This is a genomic window from Streptomyces sp. NPDC001514 (assembly GCF_053597075.1).
This window is the reverse complement of sequence record NZ_JBSFHO010000014.1, coordinates 28,623-46,150: the sequence shown is the minus strand read 5'-3', so window position 1 is coordinate 46,150 and position 17,528 is coordinate 28,623. Positions and strand designations below refer to the sequence as shown.

Annotated in this window: 11 protein-coding genes and 1 pseudogene; 6 read left to right on the top strand and 6 right to left on the bottom strand. The window is 69.0% G+C overall.

Annotated elements, in window-relative coordinates; all coding sequences use genetic code 11:
• Positions 1-232: 232 nt before the first annotated feature.
• A complete protein-coding gene (locus ACWCXB_RS16850) occupies positions 233-2,527 on the top strand; it encodes an immune inhibitor A domain-containing protein (RefSeq protein ID WP_450723481.1) in 2,295 nt (764 codons plus the stop codon).
• A 178-nt stretch (positions 2,528-2,705) separates the two neighbouring features.
• On the opposite strand, the gene ACWCXB_RS16845 is transcribed toward ACWCXB_RS16850, so the two are convergent.
• The 4 genes from ACWCXB_RS16845 to ACWCXB_RS16830 form a co-directional block, all read right to left on the bottom strand.
• Positions 2,706-4,322 carry an MFS transporter gene (locus ACWCXB_RS16845; RefSeq protein WP_450723479.1) on the bottom strand — a complete coding sequence of 539 codons (1,617 nt, stop codon included), beginning with the start codon at positions 4,320-4,322 and terminating at the stop codon, positions 2,706-2,708.
• Between the two features lie 215 nt (positions 4,323-4,537).
• Positions 4,538-6,115 (bottom strand): alpha/beta hydrolase, encoded by a 1,578-nt coding sequence (locus tag ACWCXB_RS16840; RefSeq protein WP_450723477.1) that lies wholly within the window; start codon positions 6,113-6,115, stop codon positions 4,538-4,540.
• Positions 6,116-6,733: 618 nt separating this feature from the next.
• Positions 6,734-6,889, bottom strand: coding sequence for a DUF6131 family protein (locus ACWCXB_RS16835; RefSeq protein WP_450723475.1), 156 nt, complete (start codon positions 6,887-6,889; stop codon positions 6,734-6,736).
• A 242-nt stretch (positions 6,890-7,131) separates the two neighbouring features.
• On the bottom strand, positions 7,132-8,106 hold the full coding sequence (locus ACWCXB_RS16830) for an alpha/beta hydrolase (protein ID WP_450723473.1): 975 nt from the start codon (positions 8,104-8,106) through the stop codon (positions 7,132-7,134).
• Positions 8,107-8,401: 295 nt separating this feature from the next.
• Here ACWCXB_RS16830 and nhaA point away from each other — a divergent pair, with 295 nt between their 5' ends.
• A complete protein-coding gene (gene nhaA, locus ACWCXB_RS16825) occupies positions 8,402-10,291 on the top strand; it encodes a Na+/H+ antiporter NhaA (RefSeq protein ID WP_450723472.1) in 1,890 nt (629 codons plus the stop codon).
• A gap of 127 nt (positions 10,292-10,418) precedes the next feature.
• Here the strand turns inward: nhaA and ACWCXB_RS16820 are convergent, their stop codons facing one another.
• Entirely contained in the window at positions 10,419-11,831 is a 1,413-nt protein-coding gene (locus tag ACWCXB_RS16820) for a M1 family metallopeptidase (RefSeq protein ID WP_450723470.1), read from the bottom strand.
• Positions 11,832-11,982: 151 nt separating this feature from the next.
• Between ACWCXB_RS16820 and ACWCXB_RS16815 the strand changes: the two genes are divergently transcribed.
• The 4 genes from ACWCXB_RS16815 (at position 11,983) to ACWCXB_RS16800 (ending at position 16,781) form a co-directional block, all read left to right on the top strand.
• Positions 11,983-13,641: an FAD-dependent oxidoreductase gene (locus tag ACWCXB_RS16815; protein ID WP_450723468.1), complete on the top strand. Its 1,659-nt coding sequence runs from the start codon at positions 11,983-11,985 to the stop codon at positions 13,639-13,641.
• Positions 13,638-15,086: an ATP-binding protein gene (locus tag ACWCXB_RS16810; RefSeq protein WP_450723466.1), complete on the top strand. Its 1,449-nt coding sequence runs from the start codon at positions 13,638-13,640 to the stop codon at positions 15,084-15,086. Before ACWCXB_RS16815 ends, ACWCXB_RS16810 begins: the two co-directional genes overlap by 4 nt.
• A gap of 107 nt (positions 15,087-15,193) precedes the next feature.
• Positions 15,194-15,556: a UBP-type zinc finger domain-containing protein gene (locus tag ACWCXB_RS16805; protein WP_450723464.1), complete on the top strand. Its 363-nt coding sequence runs from the start codon at positions 15,194-15,196 to the stop codon at positions 15,554-15,556.
• 148 nt (positions 15,557-15,704) lie between these two features.
• Positions 15,705-16,781 (top strand): NAD(+)/NADH kinase, encoded by a 1,077-nt coding sequence (locus tag ACWCXB_RS16800; RefSeq protein WP_450723462.1) that lies wholly within the window; start codon positions 15,705-15,707, stop codon positions 16,779-16,781.
• A gap of 306 nt (positions 16,782-17,087) precedes the next feature.
• Here the strand turns inward: ACWCXB_RS16800 and ACWCXB_RS16795 are convergent.
• Positions 17,088-17,491 (bottom strand): annotated as a pseudogene (locus ACWCXB_RS16795) (MmyB family transcriptional regulator); the annotation flags it as partial.
• Positions 17,492-17,528: the final 37 nt, after the last annotated feature.

Below are 17,528 nucleotides of genomic sequence, written 5' to 3'. Positions count from 1 at the left end.
GGCCTGCTCGGGCCACTTTCGATGATGGCGGTCATCGTCCGGATTCCGGTCGCCGCGTTGCCGGTGGGTCAGCCAACTCCCTGCCACGTCGCGAGGCGGTGGTATGCGACGACCGAACCCGCTCCCGAGGGCTCCCCGAGGGCCACATGTCCGTGCCAGACTCTGCGGCGCTCGTTCGAGTCGATCAGTGTCCGAAAACGGAACAACACGAACCCTTTCGAAGGGACCGCCAGTGAAGAGACTCGCCGTGAGCATGGCCCTCGGGTCGGCGCTCACAGCCCTTTTGGCCGTCGGGCTGCAGCCCGCCGTGGCCGCGCCTGAGACCCAGGACGCGCCACGGGCCACGACGCCGCGAGCGGACAACCGCCCGGGGCCGTTGACGAAGCAGCGCACCGACATGCGCCGACAGGCGATCGACAAGGTCGCCAGGGGCAAAGCGAATGCCGACGCGCGGGGTGTCGTCGAGCTCGCGCCCGGAAAGTTCGTGGAGACGAAGACGGTCCGCCAGGACAAGATCTTCACCATCCTCTCGGAATTCGGCGACAAGAGCGCAGGCCGCTACGGCACGGTGCCCGGCCCGCTGCACAACCGGATACCCCAGCCGGACCGGACCGTGGACAACTCCAACGCGTGGGTGCTGGACTTCAGCAAGGCGTACTACGAGAACTTCTTCAACAACGCCGGCGAGTCGATGCGCACCTACTACGAGGGGCTCTCCAACGGCCGGTATTCGGTGACCAACACGGTCTCCGACTGGGTCAAGGTGCCCTACAACGCCTCTTGGTACGGTGACAACGCCCGCGAGGACACCGGCGGTTCGTGGGACTTCGTCCAGGACACCGGCGACGCGTGGTGGAACACCCAGATCGCGGCCGGAAAGACCCCCGCGGAGATCGACACCTATCTGGCCCAGTTCGACGTGTGGGACCGCAACGACTGGGACCACGACGGCGACTTCGACGAGCCGGACGGCTACATCGACCACTTCCAGGCGGTGCACGCCGGCATGGGTGAGGACGCCGGCGGCGGTGCGCAGGGCGAGGACGCCATCTGGTCGCACCGCTGGTACGTCAACGGTGACGACTTCGGGCTCACCGGCCCCGTCCTGGGCAGCGCCCAGAACAAGGCGGGCGGCGCCCGGATCGGCCAGTCGAAGTACTGGTTCGGCGACTACACGACCGAGGGCGAGAACGGCGGACTCGGCGTCTTCTGCCATGAGTTCGGCCATGACCTGGGTCTGCCGGACTACTACGACACCGCCGGCGGCGAGAATTCCACCGCGTTCTGGACCCTGATGAGCAGCGGTTCCTGGCTCGGGCACGGCGCCGCCGCGAACGAGGGCATCGGCACCAGGCCGGGTCTGATGGGCGCCGAGGAGAAGCTGTTCCTGGGCTGGCTGGACCACAGCACCGCCGCCACCGGCACTTCGGGGACCTACACCCTCAACCCCGCGCAGCTGCAGGTCGACGGCAAGGACCAGGCGGTCCGGATCAATCTGCCGGACAAGGCGTCCAGCACGGTGTACGCGACGCCCACGTCCGGGACGCACGCATGGTGGACCGGTTCGGCCGACGGGCTGAACGAGTCCGTCACCCGATCGCTCCCGGCGGCCTCGCGTATCACCGTGACGGCGAACGCCTGGTACGACATCGAGAAGAACTTCGACTACCTCTTCGCCGAGTACTCCCTCGACGGTGGTACGAGCTGGGTGCGCGCGGGCTCCGCCGTCGACGGCGACTCCGCCGGCAAGTGGACGACGCTGCGGTTCTCGTACGACGCCTCCGGCAAGCCGTCCCTCTTCCGCTTCCGCTACCAGACCGACGGCGGGGTTCACTTCGCCGGCGCCTTCCTGGACGACATCGCGTTCGTGGCCGGCGGAACGTCGCTGGTCGCCGACGACGTCGAGCAGGGGCTCAACGGGTGGACCGCGGACGGACGCTGGAAGATCTCGACGGGTACGGAGTCCGCCACCTACCCGCGCTACTACCTGGTGGAGAACCGCGAGTACGTCGGCAGCGACAAGCTCCTCGCCGAAGGGCCGTACCAGTTCAGCAAGGGCGTTACGGCACCGGACTGGGTGGAGTTCTTCCGCTTCCAGAACGGCATGCTGGTCTGGTACGTCGACCGGTCGTTCGACGACAACAACGTCAGCGCCCACCCCGGCGGCGGCCAGGCCATGGTGGTGGACGCCCGCCCGCATCCGTTCACCTACGACGACGGCACCTACCCGAGCAACCGGCGGCAGCCGTTCGACGCGACGTTCGGTCTGGAAGCCACCGACGCCACCTGCTTGCACAAGGAGGTGCTGTCCGGGAAGGGCGCCCAGCAGACGGTGGTGACGAAGGAGGCGTGCGCGCCTTCGAACCCCGGTATCGCGGTGTTCGACGACAGCAACCCCGACGCGTACTACAGCACCGCCGACCCCCAGGCCAGCGTCAAGGTCGCGGGGCACGGCGCGAAGGTGACCGTGACCGGCGACGCCGGCGACGACCTGACCATCAACGTGGTCAACCCGCCCGCGCACTGACGGCTCGGCACCACCCCAACGGCGGCCGGGACATCTCGCGTGTCCCGGCCGTCGTCGCGTCACGCGGGTGGGCCCACCCACAGCGCGGCCTCCGGCGCGCGGCAGGACGACAGGTCGCACCACCGGACTCCCGGAAACAACAGGTGGCAAGGTGGCGACACATCAGGTCGGCCCGCCGCTAGGGCTTTGTCGAGCCGGGCTGGGCCGTCGGGATCCGGTGGGTGAAGAACATCGCGAGAAGCGCGGTGAGCGCGAGGATCGCGAGTGCGGCCCGTAGGCCGTCGAGCCTCGCTGCGGCGTTCGCTTCGAGCGCGGCCTGCGTCACCTCGGTGCTCGTGCCCGCTTTGTCGAGCGCGGCCTTGAGCTGTGCGTCCGACAGGAAGGGAACACCGCTTTGGAGCTCGACGGTCGCCTGGCTCTTGACGGCGGCCGGGATCGCCGGATTCTGTTCGACGCTGGTCAGGAACGAAGACGTGAGCGCGGCGATCAGGATCGACCCGGCCAGTGCCGTACCGATCGAGGCGCCGAGGTTGGTGACGGCGTTCTGGACGCCGCCGACTTCTGCGCTCTGCTCTTCCGGTACTGCCGACACGGTGACCGACCCGAGCTGGGACGCCAGCGCGCCCATACCGAGCCCGATCAGCAGGAGGGGGACAGTGACGATCTCCGCGCCCGCACCTGCGTCGAGCGCGGCCATCAGGGCCACCGCGCCCGCGAGCAACGCGAGGACCCCCAGCCGCACCACGCGCCGCGGTGAGACGTCCCGGAAGAGACGCGGGATCAGGATCGCGGCCGCCAGCAGCGTCAGCGAAAGCGGCAGGAGGCGGGCACCGGTCGAGAGCGCCGACAGGCCGAGGGCAACCGACAGGTACAGCGGTACGACGAAGAACACGCCCATCTGTACGAGGTACTGGAAGAAGAACATCGTCAAGCCGCCGGTGAGCTGTTTGTTCTGCAGCATGGCCGGGTCCACGAGTGGTTCCCTGTGCTGCTCCACGAGGCGGTGCTCCCAGCGGAGGAAGAGCCAGATCAGGAGCAGTCCCGCCAGCATCAGCCAGACGACCAGGGAGATCCCGAGCCAGGAGGGTGCGTCGGGCTTCGGCTGGAACCAGCCCCACTCGTCCGAGCGCAGGACGCCGTAGACGAAGATCCCGAGTCCGAGGGCGGAGAGCACGGCGCCGAGGAGGTCGATGCGCGGGCGTTCGTGGCTCGGCGCCCCGGCGGCGTGCCGGGCGAGTACCAGGATGCCGAGCACGATCACGACCTCACCGGCGAACACCCAGCGCCAGGAGAAGTACGTTGTCGCGATGCCTCCGACGAGGGGTCCGACCGCGATCGCCACGGCCCCTGCGGCCGCGACGAGTCCGTAGGCGGCGGGACGGCGTTCCGTTGCGAAGTTGCCGGCGACGAGCGACACGATCGCGGGCAGGATGAGCGCCGCCCCGATGCCCTCGAGGAACGACCAGCCGAGCAGGAGCACAGGCAGGTTCGGGGCGAGCGCCGTCGTCAGGGACCCGCAGCCGTAGATGCCGCAGCCGATCATGAATGCGCGCTTGCGTCCGATCAGCGCGCCGATCTTGCCGCCAGGGATCATGAACATCGCCATCACGAGGGTGTATGCCGTGATCGCTCCCTGAATCCCCGTCACCGATGTGCCCACGTCGTCGGCCACCGTTGCGATCGAGACGTTCATGACAGAGCTGTCGAGCGCCATCAGGAACTGCCCGGCTGCGAGTGTCAGCAGGATGAGTCGGGCCGGTGCCGAACCCTCGGGAGAGCCTGACCTGGATGTCATGGATGCATCGTCCCAGCGACCTGGAGGGCTGCTCCTCGACCCGCTGCGAAGATCAGCCGGTTGGCGGGGGGCGACCGCGCCGACTTCACACGGTGGCGGGCCGGGAAACGTCATCGACTTGACCGGATGCGACCAAACGCCGGTACATCGAGCCGTGCGCAGGCATGAAAGAGGGGCGGCCGTAGCCGGCCGCCCCTCACTCAGCCCTGTGTGCCTTACGGCTTGGGCGTGGCGTGCGGGGTGCACGTCACATCGCGGCTGTCCAGGTTGCCGCTGAGCAGGTAGGAATCCACCCGCTCGTTGATGCACGGGTTGACCAGTCCGGTCACACCGTGCGAGCCGGCGTCCTTCTCGATGATCAGACGCGAGCCCTTGAGCCGCTGGTGCAGCTCGACGGCGCCCTCGAAGGGAGTGGCGGCGTCACGGGTGGACTGCACGATGAGCACAGGCGGCAGGCCCTTGCCGGTCCGCACCTCCACCGGGGTGTGCTGCTTCGAGGACCAGGTGGCACACGGCAGGTTCATCCAGGCGTTGGCCCAGGTCATGAACGGGTGGTCCGTGTGCAGCCGGGTGTTGTCCCGGTCCCACTTCTTCCAGCTGGTGGGCCACTTGGCATCTGCGCACTCGACGGCCGTGTAGACGGCGTTGCCGTTCTCCGCGGAGATGTTGCCCGCGGTGTCGGACAGGTCGGGCGCCGCGGCGTCGACGAGTGCCTGCGTGTCACCGGCGAGGTACTTGCTCCAGGTCCGGGCGACGGGCACCCAGGCGGAGTCGTAGTACGGGGCGCTCTGGAAGAAACCGATGAGCTCGGCCGGGCCGACGACCCCACCGAGCGGGTTCTTCTTCGCGGTGGCCCGCAGTTTGACCCACTGCTGCTCGACCTTCTCCGGGGTGTCGCCGATGTGGAAGGTGGCGTCGTTCTTGGCGACCCACGCCTTCCAGTCGTCCCAGCGCATCTGGAACGCGACGTCCTGGTCCAGGTTCGCCTCGTACCAGATCTTCTCGCGCGACGGGTTGACCACGCTGTCGACGATCATGCGCCGGACATGGCCGGGGAAGAGGGTCGCATAGACCGCACCGAGGTAGGTGCCGTAGGAGACGCCCAGGAAGTTGAGCTTCTTCTCACCGAGGGCGGCCCGGATGACGTCCAGATCACGCGCGCTGTTCGGCGTGGTCATGTGCGGCAGCAGCCAACCGCTGCGCTCGGCGCACCCGTCCGCGTACTCGGCGGCGAGCTTGCGCTGCGCGAGCTTGTCGGCCTCACTGTCGGGCACCGGGTCGAGCTTCGGCGCCTTGACGAACTCCTGAGGATCCACACAGGAGATGGGTGCCGAGTGGCCGACGCCGCGGGGGTCGAAGCCCACGAAGTCGTACGCCTTCGAGGTCTTGACCCACAGTGGGTTCTTGTTGGTGACCCGAACCGGGAAGCGCATCCCGGAAGCGCCGGGGCCGCCCGGGTTGTAGATCAGGGAGCCCTGACGCTCCTCCTTGGTCCCGGTGTTGCCGATACGGTCCACAGCGAGCTTGATCTGCTTGCCGTTCGGCCGCGCGTAGTCCACCGGAACGCTCACGAAACCGCACTGGATGGGCTTGGCGAACCCCCAGTCCTCCGGGCAGTCCGCCCAGTCGATGCCCTTCTTGGCCGCCCGCTCCGCCGCGACCTGGACGCCGCGTGCTTCGGACCATCCGTGGCTGCGGCTTTCGGCATTCGCCGTCGGAGCCGCTATCGCACCCGCTATAAGGGTGCCCGCGACCAGAGTGCCGGCCGAGCCGAGCACTGCTGTGCGTCTCACGTAGAACCTCCCCCTGATGTTGTGGAGTTGTACCGGGGGATCCTTTCGTGGGCAGGGCAGTGCGGAACAGGCCGTACTGGTGTTCTTTACCGAACCAATAACCGGTGCGGCAAGTACCGCTCAGCGGTGCAACTCGCCAGTGTCCGCATCGAGCTGATTGCCCCCCAGACAAGCGCGTGCGGGTATCGAGCAACTGCGCTTCGAGGACCACGTCCGCCACTGGACAGGTCTCACCGGCTCCACGATGGGCCACCGGCGCGGCGGAGGCCGGGTCGTCAGCTGATGTGTCGTGCGCAGAGCAGTTGGCGCGGATCGGAGCGGCGGTAAGGGGGTGTTGCCGCGTCCCTGGGCAGGGTGGGCGGGGGACGGCTCGGCCCGCCACTGCCCAACTGGGCGAGTGTCAGAGGAAGTCCGCACAGGACGACGCCCGCGGCCACCGCCGCGGGCGCATCGATCATCGGCTTGGGACGATCAGCTACACGTCAATTCGTTCGCTGCTTGTTGAAGTCACCTTTCGTGAACAGACCGAGGGTCACGCCCTGGCCGTCGTGGCATGGACGGACTTGTCCTCCATGGACAGCTCCATGGACAGCCCTGGATGGAAGCGCGGAGCAGCGGTTACCAGTAGTGCCGTCGTCCGCCGACCGCGTGCCCTATCGCTCCCAGAATCCACAGCAGAACGCCGATCACGACCAGGATGATCCCGATGGTCCAGAGAATACCGATGCCGGCCAAGAAGCCGATGATGAGCAGAATGACTCCGAGGATGATCATGACGTCCTCCGGTGACGGGGCGGCCCCCTCTTCTCGCGGCTCCCCGCGCTTTTGCGGGGCAAACCTTGTCCCGCCCTGAAGATGGGCGGATGACCGACCAGGCCGAGGGGTCGGCCGATTGCTTGGCCGTGATGCCGCCGACCAGCACCTCCGGTCGGCGGCATCACGGCTGCGAGTCAGCGCGCCAGGGACACTGACCAGTGGCCCGCCACGGATACGACGAGTGACGCCCGCCCGCGCGCCTACTTCTCCGCGTTCGTTCCCAGGGCGGTGCTGAGCACCGCGATGGCCTGGGCGACGGCCGCACGGGTGGCGTGTGTGTCGCTGAGCGGGTTGAGCATCATGAAGTCGTGCGTGATCCCGTCGTAGCGGACCGTGGTCACGTCGACGCCCGCGGCGCGGAGCTTGGCCGCGTACGCCTCGCCCTCGTCGCGCAGGACGTCGGCCTCGTCGACGATGACGAACGCCGGCGGCAGGCCGGAGAGCTGGTTGAGTTCGGCCTTCAGGGGAGAGGCGGTGATCTCGACGCGGCGCGAACGGTCCGGCAGGTAGGCGTCCCAGAACCACTCCATGGCCTTGGCGGTGAGGAAGTAGCCGGTCGCGAAGTCGGAATAGGACTTGGTGTCCATGCCGGCGTCGGTGACCGGGTAGTACATGGACTGCTGGACGAAGCGGACGTCGCCGCGCTCCTTGGCCATCAGGGCCAGAGCGGCCGCCATGTTCCCGCCGACCGAGTCGCCGGCCACCGCCATGCGGTCCGGGTCGAGGCCGTGAGCGGCCCCTTCGCGGACGATCCACCGGGCAGTGGCGTAGCCCTGCTCGATCGCCACCGGGTAGTGCGCCTCGGGCGAGCGGGCGTACTCGACGAAGACCACAGCGGCCCGCGCCCCGTCCGCCAGTTCACGCACCAGCCGGTCGTGGGTGTCGGCGTTGCCGAGAACCCAGCCCCCACCGTGCATGTAGAGCACGACCGGGAGGGGTGATGCTGCGCCCTCCGGCCGGACGATGCGGACACGGACGTCACCGACCTCTGCGGGAACCGTGATCCACTCCGTGTCGACCGACAGCTTCTCGATCGGGTCCGCCTGGATGTCGTCGAGCACCTTACGGGCCTTCTCCGGACCCAGTTCGTACAGGAAGGGCGGCTTCGAGGTGGCCTCGGCGAGCTGCTGGGAGGCGGGTTCCAGAACGAGACTGCCGGCGGACTGGACGGTCATGACGATCTCCTTGGGATTCCGGGATGGCTGCTGACCGAGAGCTGCGCAGGATGCGTGCCGGACTGTCCCGTAGCGCGCGACTCGTGCGCGCGGATCCGCATGGGCAGGGACGGGCAGCGGTACGCGCGATCTGACACCAGCGTCTCCCGCCCCAGTGGTGATCGCATCCGTCATGCCCTGGGACTTACGGATCTGCCGCGAGAGGCCTTGCCCAGGCCCTGCCCAGGCCCTGGGGACTCCCGCTGCACACCGCCGCGGGGAGGCCGAATCGGGCGGGATTCAGGACGATGGCGTGGTGAGTGAAGGCTCGACGCCCCAGTGCTTCGCCGACCGGACCACGAGCAGCAGCGACTCACGGTCACCGCTGCGGGACTTCCTGCGTACGGAGACCGCCGGCGCCGCTGTGCTCATCGCTGCGGCGCTCGCCGCACTCGCCTGGGCGAACCTGGCACCCGCGGCGTACGAAGCGCTGTGGCGGACGGAGCTGTCCGTGCGGGTCGGGCGGTACAGCGTCGGCCTCGGGCTGCGGGAGTGGGTCAACAGCGGCCTCATGGCGTTGTTCTTCTTCGTCGTCGGACTTGAGGCGCGCCGTGAGTTCGACATGGGTGAACTTCGTGAGCGCAAGCGTGTGGCCCTGCCACTGCTGGCGGGGTTCAGCGGCATGCTCGTACCCGTCGGCCTCTACCTCGCCGTCAACGCGGGAGAGCCGTCGGCGTACGGCTGGGGCGCCGCCATGTCCACGGACACCGCCTTCGCGCTCGGCATGCTCGCCCTGATCGGCAAGGGCATGCCCCCGGGCCTGCGTGTATTCATTCTGACCCTGTCCGTCGTCGACGACTTCGTGGCCCTGGCCGTCGTCGCCGTCGCGTACAGCAGTCGCCTCTCGGTGCCGGCCCTGCTCGGCGCGGGCGCGGTGTTCGTCGTGGTCCTGTCGGTACGCGCGGCCGGCGTACGGCGGGGGGCGGTGTACGCGGTGCTCGCGGCGGCGCTCTGGTTCGCGTTGCTGGAATCGGGAATCGACCCGGTGGTCACCGGGCTCGCGATGGGGCTGATCACCAGTGCGTATCCGGCGCCACGCAGAGAACTCGAGCGGGCGAGTGACCTGTTCCGGTCCTTCCGCGAGCAGCCCACCCCGGATCTCGAACGGTCCGTGCAGCGCGGACTGGCCTCGGCGATTTCCGCCAACGAACGTCTGCAGCGGCTGTTTCACCCCTGGACCAGTTTTGTCGTCGCGCCGCTGTTCGCCTTCGCCAACGCCGGCATCGAGTTCAGCGGTGATCAGCTCTCACGCGCGTTCACCTCTCCCATCACGCTGGGAGTCCTGCTCGGCTTCGTGCTCGGCAAGCCGATCGGCATCCTGGGCGCTTCGTCGCTGGCGACGCTGCTGACCGGAGGACGGCTGCGGCCCCCTGCGGGCTGGGGTGCCGTCGCGGTCGGAGGCACTCTCGGAGGTGCGGCCTTCACGGTGTCCCTGCTGATCGCGGCACTCGCCTTCGACGGTCCCCAGCTGGCCGAGGCGAAGATAGGGGTGCTCAGTGCGGTTCTCTGCTCGTTCGTCCTCAGCTGGCTGCTGACCCGGATCATTGCGCTCCTTCCGCCGCAGCTGCGTCTGAGAATGCTGCTCGGCCGTGCCGAGACCATCGTCGACCTTGCAGTGCCCGTCGATCCGGAGCGCGACCATGTGCGCGGACCCCGGGACGCCCCGGTCACCCTCGTCGAGTACGGCGACTTCGAGTGCCCGTATTGCGGGCAGGCCGAGCCGGTGGTCCGGGAGCTGCTCGCCGGCGACGGGGGCGTGCGCTACGTGTGGCGTCATCTGCCGCTTGCCGACGTCCATCTCCAGGCTCAGTTCGCGGCGGAGGCGGCTGAGGCGGCCGCCGAGCAGAACCGTTTCTGGGAGATGCACGACCTCCTGCTCGACCACCAGGGTGACCTGCGAACCTCCGACCTCCTCCGGTACGCGGCGGCCCTGGGGCTGGAAACCGAGCGGTTCCAGCGAGACTTGCGGGAGCACAGGGGCGCCGTGCGTGTCGCCGAGGACGTCGAGTCGGCCGACCTCAGCGGGGTGTCCGGCACGCCGACGTTCTTCGTCAACGGTCGCCGGCACCACGGCGCCTATGACATCGCCGGGCTCAAGACCGCCGTGCGGGGCGCTCGGGCACGGGCAGCCGTGATGGACCGATGAGTCCCCGCGCGCAGCCGGCCCCCAGGGCCTCACCGCCGGGCACGCGCTGCACCGTCAGCTCGGCACGCTCGCCGTCCGGAGCCGTCGCGAGTGCGTAGCTGCGATGTGCGCTGGGGCAGGACAGCCCTCAGGGTCCTGCCGGCTTGCCCTCGCCGTGGAGCCAGACGTCCCACAGCCGGGTGAGGTCCTTGCCCGACTTCTGCTCCACGTACGTGGTGAAGTCGCGCGTGGAGGCGTTGCCGTGACGGTGGGTCTGCGCCCAGCCCTGCAGGATCGAGAAGAACATGTCGTCGCCGACGGTCTCGCGGACCTTGTGCAGGACCATCGCGCCGCGCTCGTAGACCGGCTCGCCGAGGAGGTGCTCGGCGTCGGGCTGGTCGGCGGGCGGGAAGGCCCAGTTGTCCTCGGAGTCGAAGGCGTCCTCGAAGCTCTCCTGGGCGGGGGTGTCCTCGAACTCCTCGAGGTACAGCCACTCCGCGTAGGTCGCGAAGCCTTCGCTCAGCCACACGTCCCGCCAGGTCTTGGGCGTGACGGAGTTGCCGTACCACTGGTGGGCGAGCTCGTGGACGAGGGTTACGGGGTCGAAGGCGTCCTCCGTGAAGAAGGCCCGGCTCTGCGTCTCCAGCGCGTAGTCCGCATCGCCCTCGCGCTCGACGATCGCGCCGGTGGAGGAGAAGGGGTACGGACCGAATCTCTTCACGGCCCAGTCCGTGAGCTCGGGGACGCGGTCCAGCAGCTCTCCGTAGCGCGCGGCGACGGTCTTGTCCGCGGCGGTGTAGACGGGCACGCCCTTCGCCCCGGGGCGGGACCTCGTGACGTCGTACGCGCCGATGCCGACGGTGACCACGTAACTCGCCATGGGCTGTGTGGAGCGCCAGGCGAACGTGGTGCGTCTGCGGTCGGCGGTGGGGCGTTCGGAACGCAGCTCTCCGTTGGAGACGGCGGTCAGGCCCTTCGGGACGGTGACGGTGATGTCGTACGTCGCCTTGTCGCTGGGATGGTGGTTGCCCGGGAACCACGCCGTCGAGCCCTTGGGCTGACCGACCGCGACCGCCCCGTCCGCGGTCCTCAGCCAGCCCTCCCGGGTGCCTTCGGTGTTGGTGATGGTGCGCGGTGAACCGTCGTAGCGGACGACGGCGCGGAAGGTGTCGCCCTTGCGGAGGTCGTCCGGCGGCCGGAGCGTCAGCTCGTCGCCTGCTCGGGTGACGGCGGCGGGTACTCCGTCGATGGTCGCGCCGCGGACGGTCAGCCCGTGGAGGTCGAGGTTGAAGGAGCTGAGGTCCTGGACGGCGCGGGCGGTGATCTCCGCGGTGCCGGTGAGCCGGTGTGACTTCGGGTCGTAGCCGAGTGTGAGCGTGTAGTGCTGGACGTCGTAGCCGCCGTTGCCGAGCTCGGGGAAGTACGGGTCGTGCGCGCCGAGGGCACCCGGGGTGCCGTGGTCTCCGGTGACGGGTGCATCCGCACCGGTCACGGGCGCGCCGCCGAGGACGATCAGGGCGGCGGCCGGTGCCAGGACGCGGAGAGCGGGCCGCTGATACACAAATGCGATGGTATGCACGGAAAGTTCAATTTTCCACCTCGGCCGTGACCACGGCGGAAGGGCCTGCCCGACAGCCGTGGCAACCGGAGCCGCGCTCGTGCACTGGCCGGCGGGTGGGCGTGAGCACCGCCACGGGCGCATGATGAGGGTGATGTCGAAGCCGACGATCCTGACTGTCGACGATGATCCCGGTGTCTCCCGGGCCATCGCCCGCGACCTGCGACGCCGGTACGGCGAGCGGTTCCGCGTGCTGCGCGCGGTCTCGGGTGACGAGGCCCTCGAAGCTCTGCGCGAGGTCAAACTCCGTGGCGAACCGCTGGCCGTGATGATCGCCGACTACCGCATGCCCACGATGAACGGCGTGCAGTTCCTCGAAGCGGCGATGGACCTGTTCCCCCTGGCGCGCCGGGTGCTGCTGACCGCCTATGCCGACACCGGAGCGGCCATCGACGCGATCAACGTCGTGGATCTCGACCACTACCTGCTCAAACCCTGGACTCCTCCGGAGGAGAACCTCTACCCCGTCCTGGACACCTTGCTGGAGCTCTGGGATGCGGCACCCGACCCCGGCACCGCCGAGACGCGTGTCGTCGGCCATCGCTGGTCCGCGCCCTCGTTCGTCGTGCGGGAATTCCTCGCGCGCAACCTTGTCCCGTATCGGTGGATCGCCGCCGACGAGCCCGAGGGTGCGCAGCTGTTGGAGGCGGCAGGCCTCACAGCGGCGGATGTCCCGCTGGTGGTCACGGCCGACGGAAAGGCGCTGCACGCCCCCACTGAAGCGGAACTCGCCGAGCGGGTCGGACTGCGCACCACCCCCGCTGCCGACTTCTACGACGTCGTCGTCATCGGTGCGGGGCCGGCCGGACTGGGCGCCGCCGTCTATGGCGCATCCGAGGGCCTGCGCACCGTCCTTGTCGAACGCACCGCGACCGGGGGACAGGCGGGACAGAGCAGCCGCATCGAGAACTATCTGGGGTTCCCCGACGGAGTGTCCGGAGCGCAGCTGACCGACCGTGCCCGGCGGCAGGCGGCCCGATTCGGTGCCGAGATCCTCAGCGCGACCGAAGTGGTGGCTCTGGAAGCGGCGGGATCGGGACGCGTGCTCCGGTTCGCCGACGGCACCTCCATCGGTGCGCACACCGTCGTCCTCGCCACCGGGGTCTCCTACCGGCGGCTCACGGGAGCGAACCTGGATTCCTTCACCGGTGCCGGGGTCTTCTACGGCGCGGCGTCCTTCGAAGCGGCCGGCTGCCGGGGTGACGACGTGTACATCGTCGGCGGGGCCAACTCCGCGGGACAGGCCGCCGTCTACTTCTCCCGTTACGCAGGGCGCGTCCACCTGCTCGTGCGTGCTCCCGACCTCACCCGGTCGATGTCCCACTATCTGATCCAGCAGATCGAAGCTCTCCCCAACATCGAGATCCACCCCTGCACCGAAGTGGCCGCCGGCGACGGCGAAGGCCACCTGGAGCGGCTCACGCTGCGCGACAGCCGCTCCGGGAGTGACACCACCGTCGACGCCGCCTGGCTGTTCGTGTTCATCGGCGCCGAACCGCAGACGCAGTGGCTGGAAGGCGTGGTGGCGCGCGACGGACGCGGGTTCGTCCTGACCGGGCCGGACCTGCCCGCGGCGGGAAGCCGCTCGCCCCGGTGGCCACTGGCGCGTGCCCCCTACCACCTCGAAACCAGCGTTCCCGGGGTGTTCGCCGCCGGGGACGTCCGCGCCGAGTCGGTCAAGAGGGTCGCCTCGGCGGTGGGCGAGGGAGCCATGGCCGTCACGCTGGTGCACCGGTACCTGGAGACGCAATGACAGCCCAGGCCCGCCGCAGCGCGCTGACCCCGGACGAGCTGCGCACGCTCTTCCTCTTCGAGTCGCTCGACGCCGAGCAGCTGTCCTGGCTGGCCGAGCGCGGGCGCGTCGAAGTGCGCGAGGCGTCAACGGCCGTATACGCACAGGGAGAGAGTGCGACCTGTTTCTTCGTGCTGCTCAGCGGTACCGTCGCGCTCAGCCGGCATCTCCACGGCGATGACATCGAAGTCAGCCGTACGGATCAAAGGGGCGTCTACGGGGGCGCCACCCAGGCCTACCTCGGCGACCGTGTGGACCAGGTGTACTCCCACACGATGCAGGCGGTCACCGATGCGGAGCTCTTCGTTCTGCCCGCTGCCGAGTTCGCCACGGCCGTGCGGACCTGGTTCCCCATGGCACTGCACCTGCTCGAGGGACTGTTCCTGGGGACACGCGCCATGAATATCATCGTCGGTGAGCGCGAGCGGCTCGTCGCCCTGGGCTCACTGACGGCCGGCCTGACCCACGAACTCAACAATCCCGCAGCCGCAGCCGTCCGCGCCACCGACACTCTCCGTGACCGCGTCACGGGAATGCGGCACAAACTGGCGCTCGTCGCGGACGGCCGCGTGGACGGCACACGTCTGCACGAGCTGGTCGAGATGCAGGACGCCGCGGTGCGGCTGGCCAGGGAGGCGCATCCGTTGTCGGCGATCGAGGCGGCGGACGCCGAGGACGAACTCGGTGACTGGCTCGAGAGCGCGGGGGTCGAAAGAGCCTGGGACATCGCTCCCGTCCTCGTCTCCGGTGGCATCGATGCCGGGTGGCTCGCCGCGGCCACGGAGGGACTGTCGGCCGACAACTGCCGGGCCGCCGTCGGCTGGCTGACCTACACCGTGGACACCGAGCTGCTGATGGGGGAGATCGAGGACGCGGTCCGGCGCATCTCCGGGCTGGTCGACGCGGCCCGGCAGTACTCCCAGCTCGACCGGGCCGCCCAACAGCCCGTCGACATCCACGAACTCCTCGACGCCACCCTCGTGATGCTCCAGGCGAAGATTCCCGAGGGTGTGCGCGTCGTGAAGGAGTACGACAGCGGCCTGCCGGCCGTCCCCGCCTACGGCGCGGAACTCAATCAGGTGTGGACCAACCTCATCGACAACGCGCTCGCCGCGATGGACGGCAGAGGCACCCTGACGCTCGCCACCCGGCATGACGATACTCACGCGTTCGTGGAGATCAAGGACACCGGCACCGGCATCGACCCCGAGATCCGTCCGCGCATCTTCGAGCCCTTCTTCACCACCAAACCGGTGGGCGAGGGGACCGGCCTGGGCCTGGACATCTCGTATCGGATCGTGGTGAACAAACACGGTGGCGACATCCGCGTCGCATCCCGCCCCGGCGAGACACGGTTCCGGGTCTCGCTCCCGATCACGTCCCCAGCGGCGCAGGAGCCCGGCTGACCGTGCCGGGATCGCACCGGGCGGCGACTGGCGATCAGAAGCACCCTGGGGTGAGCCTGGGGAGAACGGGCAGCTCCGTGCCCGGAACGCGAACGAGGAGCAGAGCCATGGCTGAGGAGCGGATCCCCGGGATCAACCCGACTGCGCGGCCCAGCGGCGACGGCTGCAGCGAATGCCTGGAGGGTGACGGATCGGGCTGGTGGTTTCATCTGAGGCGATGTGCCGAGTGCGGACACATCGGCTGCTGCGACTCGTCACCGTCGCAGCACGCCACCCGCCACGCAAAGGAATCCGGACACCCGTTCCTCACCAGTTTCGAACCGGGCGAGAGCTGGTTCTGGAACGCGGAGACGGAGGAGTACTACGAGGACGGTCCCGAACTCCCCGCACCCCACGCCCATCCGCTCTCACAGCCCACGCCGGGTCCGGCGGGCGCCGTTCCTGCCGACTGGCAACGACAGCTGCACTGACACACGTGCCCCGCGGCCCGGCGGCGGGCAGGGGAACGAAAGAACGGCACAGCCGTACGACACTCCGAAGCCGAGGGCCCCGGCCCAGGGCACTGCGACGACCACGACGGCCCCAAGAGCGCGCGTCGCACACATGAGGAGGCAGAACATGGCAGTGTCACGTGTCGGACTCGTCGTCCACGAAGGACGCCCTGAAGCTGTCGAAGCGGCCCGGGCGGTTCGCGCCTGGTGCGGCAGCCACGGCGTCCGCTGCACGGACATCGACGTGTGGCACGAAGGCGAACAGCGGCACAGCGGCCAAGAGGAACTCGATGCCGCGGGCGACCCCGACCTCATCGTCACCCTGGGAGGAGACGGCACATTCCTGCGCGGCGCCCGCCTGGCCGCCGAGAACGATGCCCTGGTGCTCGGTGTCGATCTCGGACGCCTGGGCTTCCTGACCGAGGTACCCGTCCAGGACGTACGACTGGCATTGGACGCGGTCCACGAGGAACGTGTCAGCACGGAGAACCGCATGATGCTCACCATGCGTGCCTCGTGCCCCCTGGAAGTGCCCGAAGGCATGGAAGCCCTGATGCACTACGGCCGCGGGCCGGTGCTGCCGCCACCCCGTGTACGCGCGGAATGTGAAACGGGGGGCGGCTGGGGTATCGCCTTGAATGCGACGGCGCTCAACGACGTCGTCCTGGAGAAGCTGGTGCGAGATCATCAGGTGTCGGTGAGCGTCTACCTTGCGGGCAGGCTGCTGGCCTCGTACTCCGCCGACGCGCTCATGGTCGCCACACCGACCGGCTCGACCGCCTACAGCTTCGCCGCAGGCGGACCGGTCATCTCCCCGCGCGCCGAGGCACTGGTCTTCACCCCCGTCGCGCCCCACATGGCCTTCAACCGCTCCGTCATCGCCGCCCCGGACGAACCCATCGCACTACGCCTCCTCGAACGCTCAGGACACGCAGCGATCAGCATCGACGGCCAACTGTGCGGCGTACTCCGGCCCGGAGAGTGGATCGGCGTCTACGCCGCACCGCGTCCCCTGCGCGTAGTGAGGCTCGGGCCCACCGACTTCTACGGACGGCTGCGCGAGCGAATGAGGCTGACCGACGCCCCGGCAGCGGCCGCCGACGGGGAAGCCGCACCGCTGTGGCCGCTGACGACTCCAGCACCACTCGACCTGGCGCACTTGAGCCTGCCGCCCGTCCGAACCGATGTCTACCCACTCAAGTGACCGACGCGGCAGTGCTCCCGGCGAAAGACCGACGAGCGGCGAGACACGGCTCGCGCATCTACCTGCGTTCCGCGGTCACCCTGCTGCAGTCAACTTGAGACCCGGCCCTGAAGGGCCGGGCTCGGAGGTAGAGCCCAACTGGCTGTTGGGTGGTCTCCTCTGTCCGGACACCCTAATGGGGTGGCAGCGACGCGTGACTCACGCCCCGCAGTCCACGCAGCCTCGCCCTTGCGGGCGATGTCGTGGGAAGCGTTCCGGTCGGCGTGGGCAACGCCCCAGTGCGCGACCGGCTCGGCAACGACACCTTCGCGTGGCACGGGTGCGTCCCCGTACGTCGTAGCGCTCCCACAGCCGCGCGAACTCCGCGCTCTTGAGCAGGAGTTCACCGGCGAGCTGGGTCAGGTCGGGGCGTCGGGGTCGGTGCCGGCCAGGGCGCGCAGACGGGCGACGCAGCCGCGGAGCTGGTTGTCCCAGTCGTCGAACAGTTCTCGGGCCGCGGGGTGGAGGAAGAGGTAGCGCGCGATGTTGCGCTGCCTGGCCGGCCAGCTCTCGATCCCGGCGAACAGCCGCAGGCCGCCCGGATTGTGGGCCAGCAGGTCGTTGGTGCGGCTGACCACGTGCGCGGGGTTGGGCCGCAGGCTCTCCAGCAGCAGTGTGATCCCGGGCCGTACGGACCGGCTGGGTGCTGCCGGCGGTTCGGGCGCGGTGCGGGGCGGCGAGCTGTCACACCCCGGAACGCGGCTCCCC

Bases quoted from the DNA above. Each gene is read 5' to 3' on its own strand.
- ACWCXB_RS16845 (WP_450723479.1), bottom strand. From the start codon at position 4,322: ATGACATCCAGGTCAGGCTCTCCCGAGGGTTCGGCACCGGCCCGACTC.
- ACWCXB_RS16805 (WP_450723464.1), top strand. From the start codon at position 15,194: ATGGCTGAGGAGCGGATCCCCGGGATCAACCCGACTGCGCGGCCCAGC.
- ACWCXB_RS16810 (WP_450723466.1), top strand. From the start codon at position 13,638: ATGACAGCCCAGGCCCGCCGCAGCGCGCTGACCCCGGACGAGCTGCGC.
- ACWCXB_RS16815 (WP_450723468.1), top strand. From the start codon at position 11,983: ATGTCGAAGCCGACGATCCTGACTGTCGACGATGATCCCGGTGTCTCC.
- ACWCXB_RS16800 (WP_450723462.1), top strand. From the start codon at position 15,705: ATGGCAGTGTCACGTGTCGGACTCGTCGTCCACGAAGGACGCCCTGAA.
- ACWCXB_RS16830 (WP_450723473.1), bottom strand. From the start codon at position 8,106: ATGACCGTCCAGTCCGCCGGCAGTCTCGTTCTGGAACCCGCCTCCCAG.
- ACWCXB_RS16835 (WP_450723475.1), bottom strand. From the start codon at position 6,889: ATGATCATCCTCGGAGTCATTCTGCTCATCATCGGCTTCTTGGCCGGC.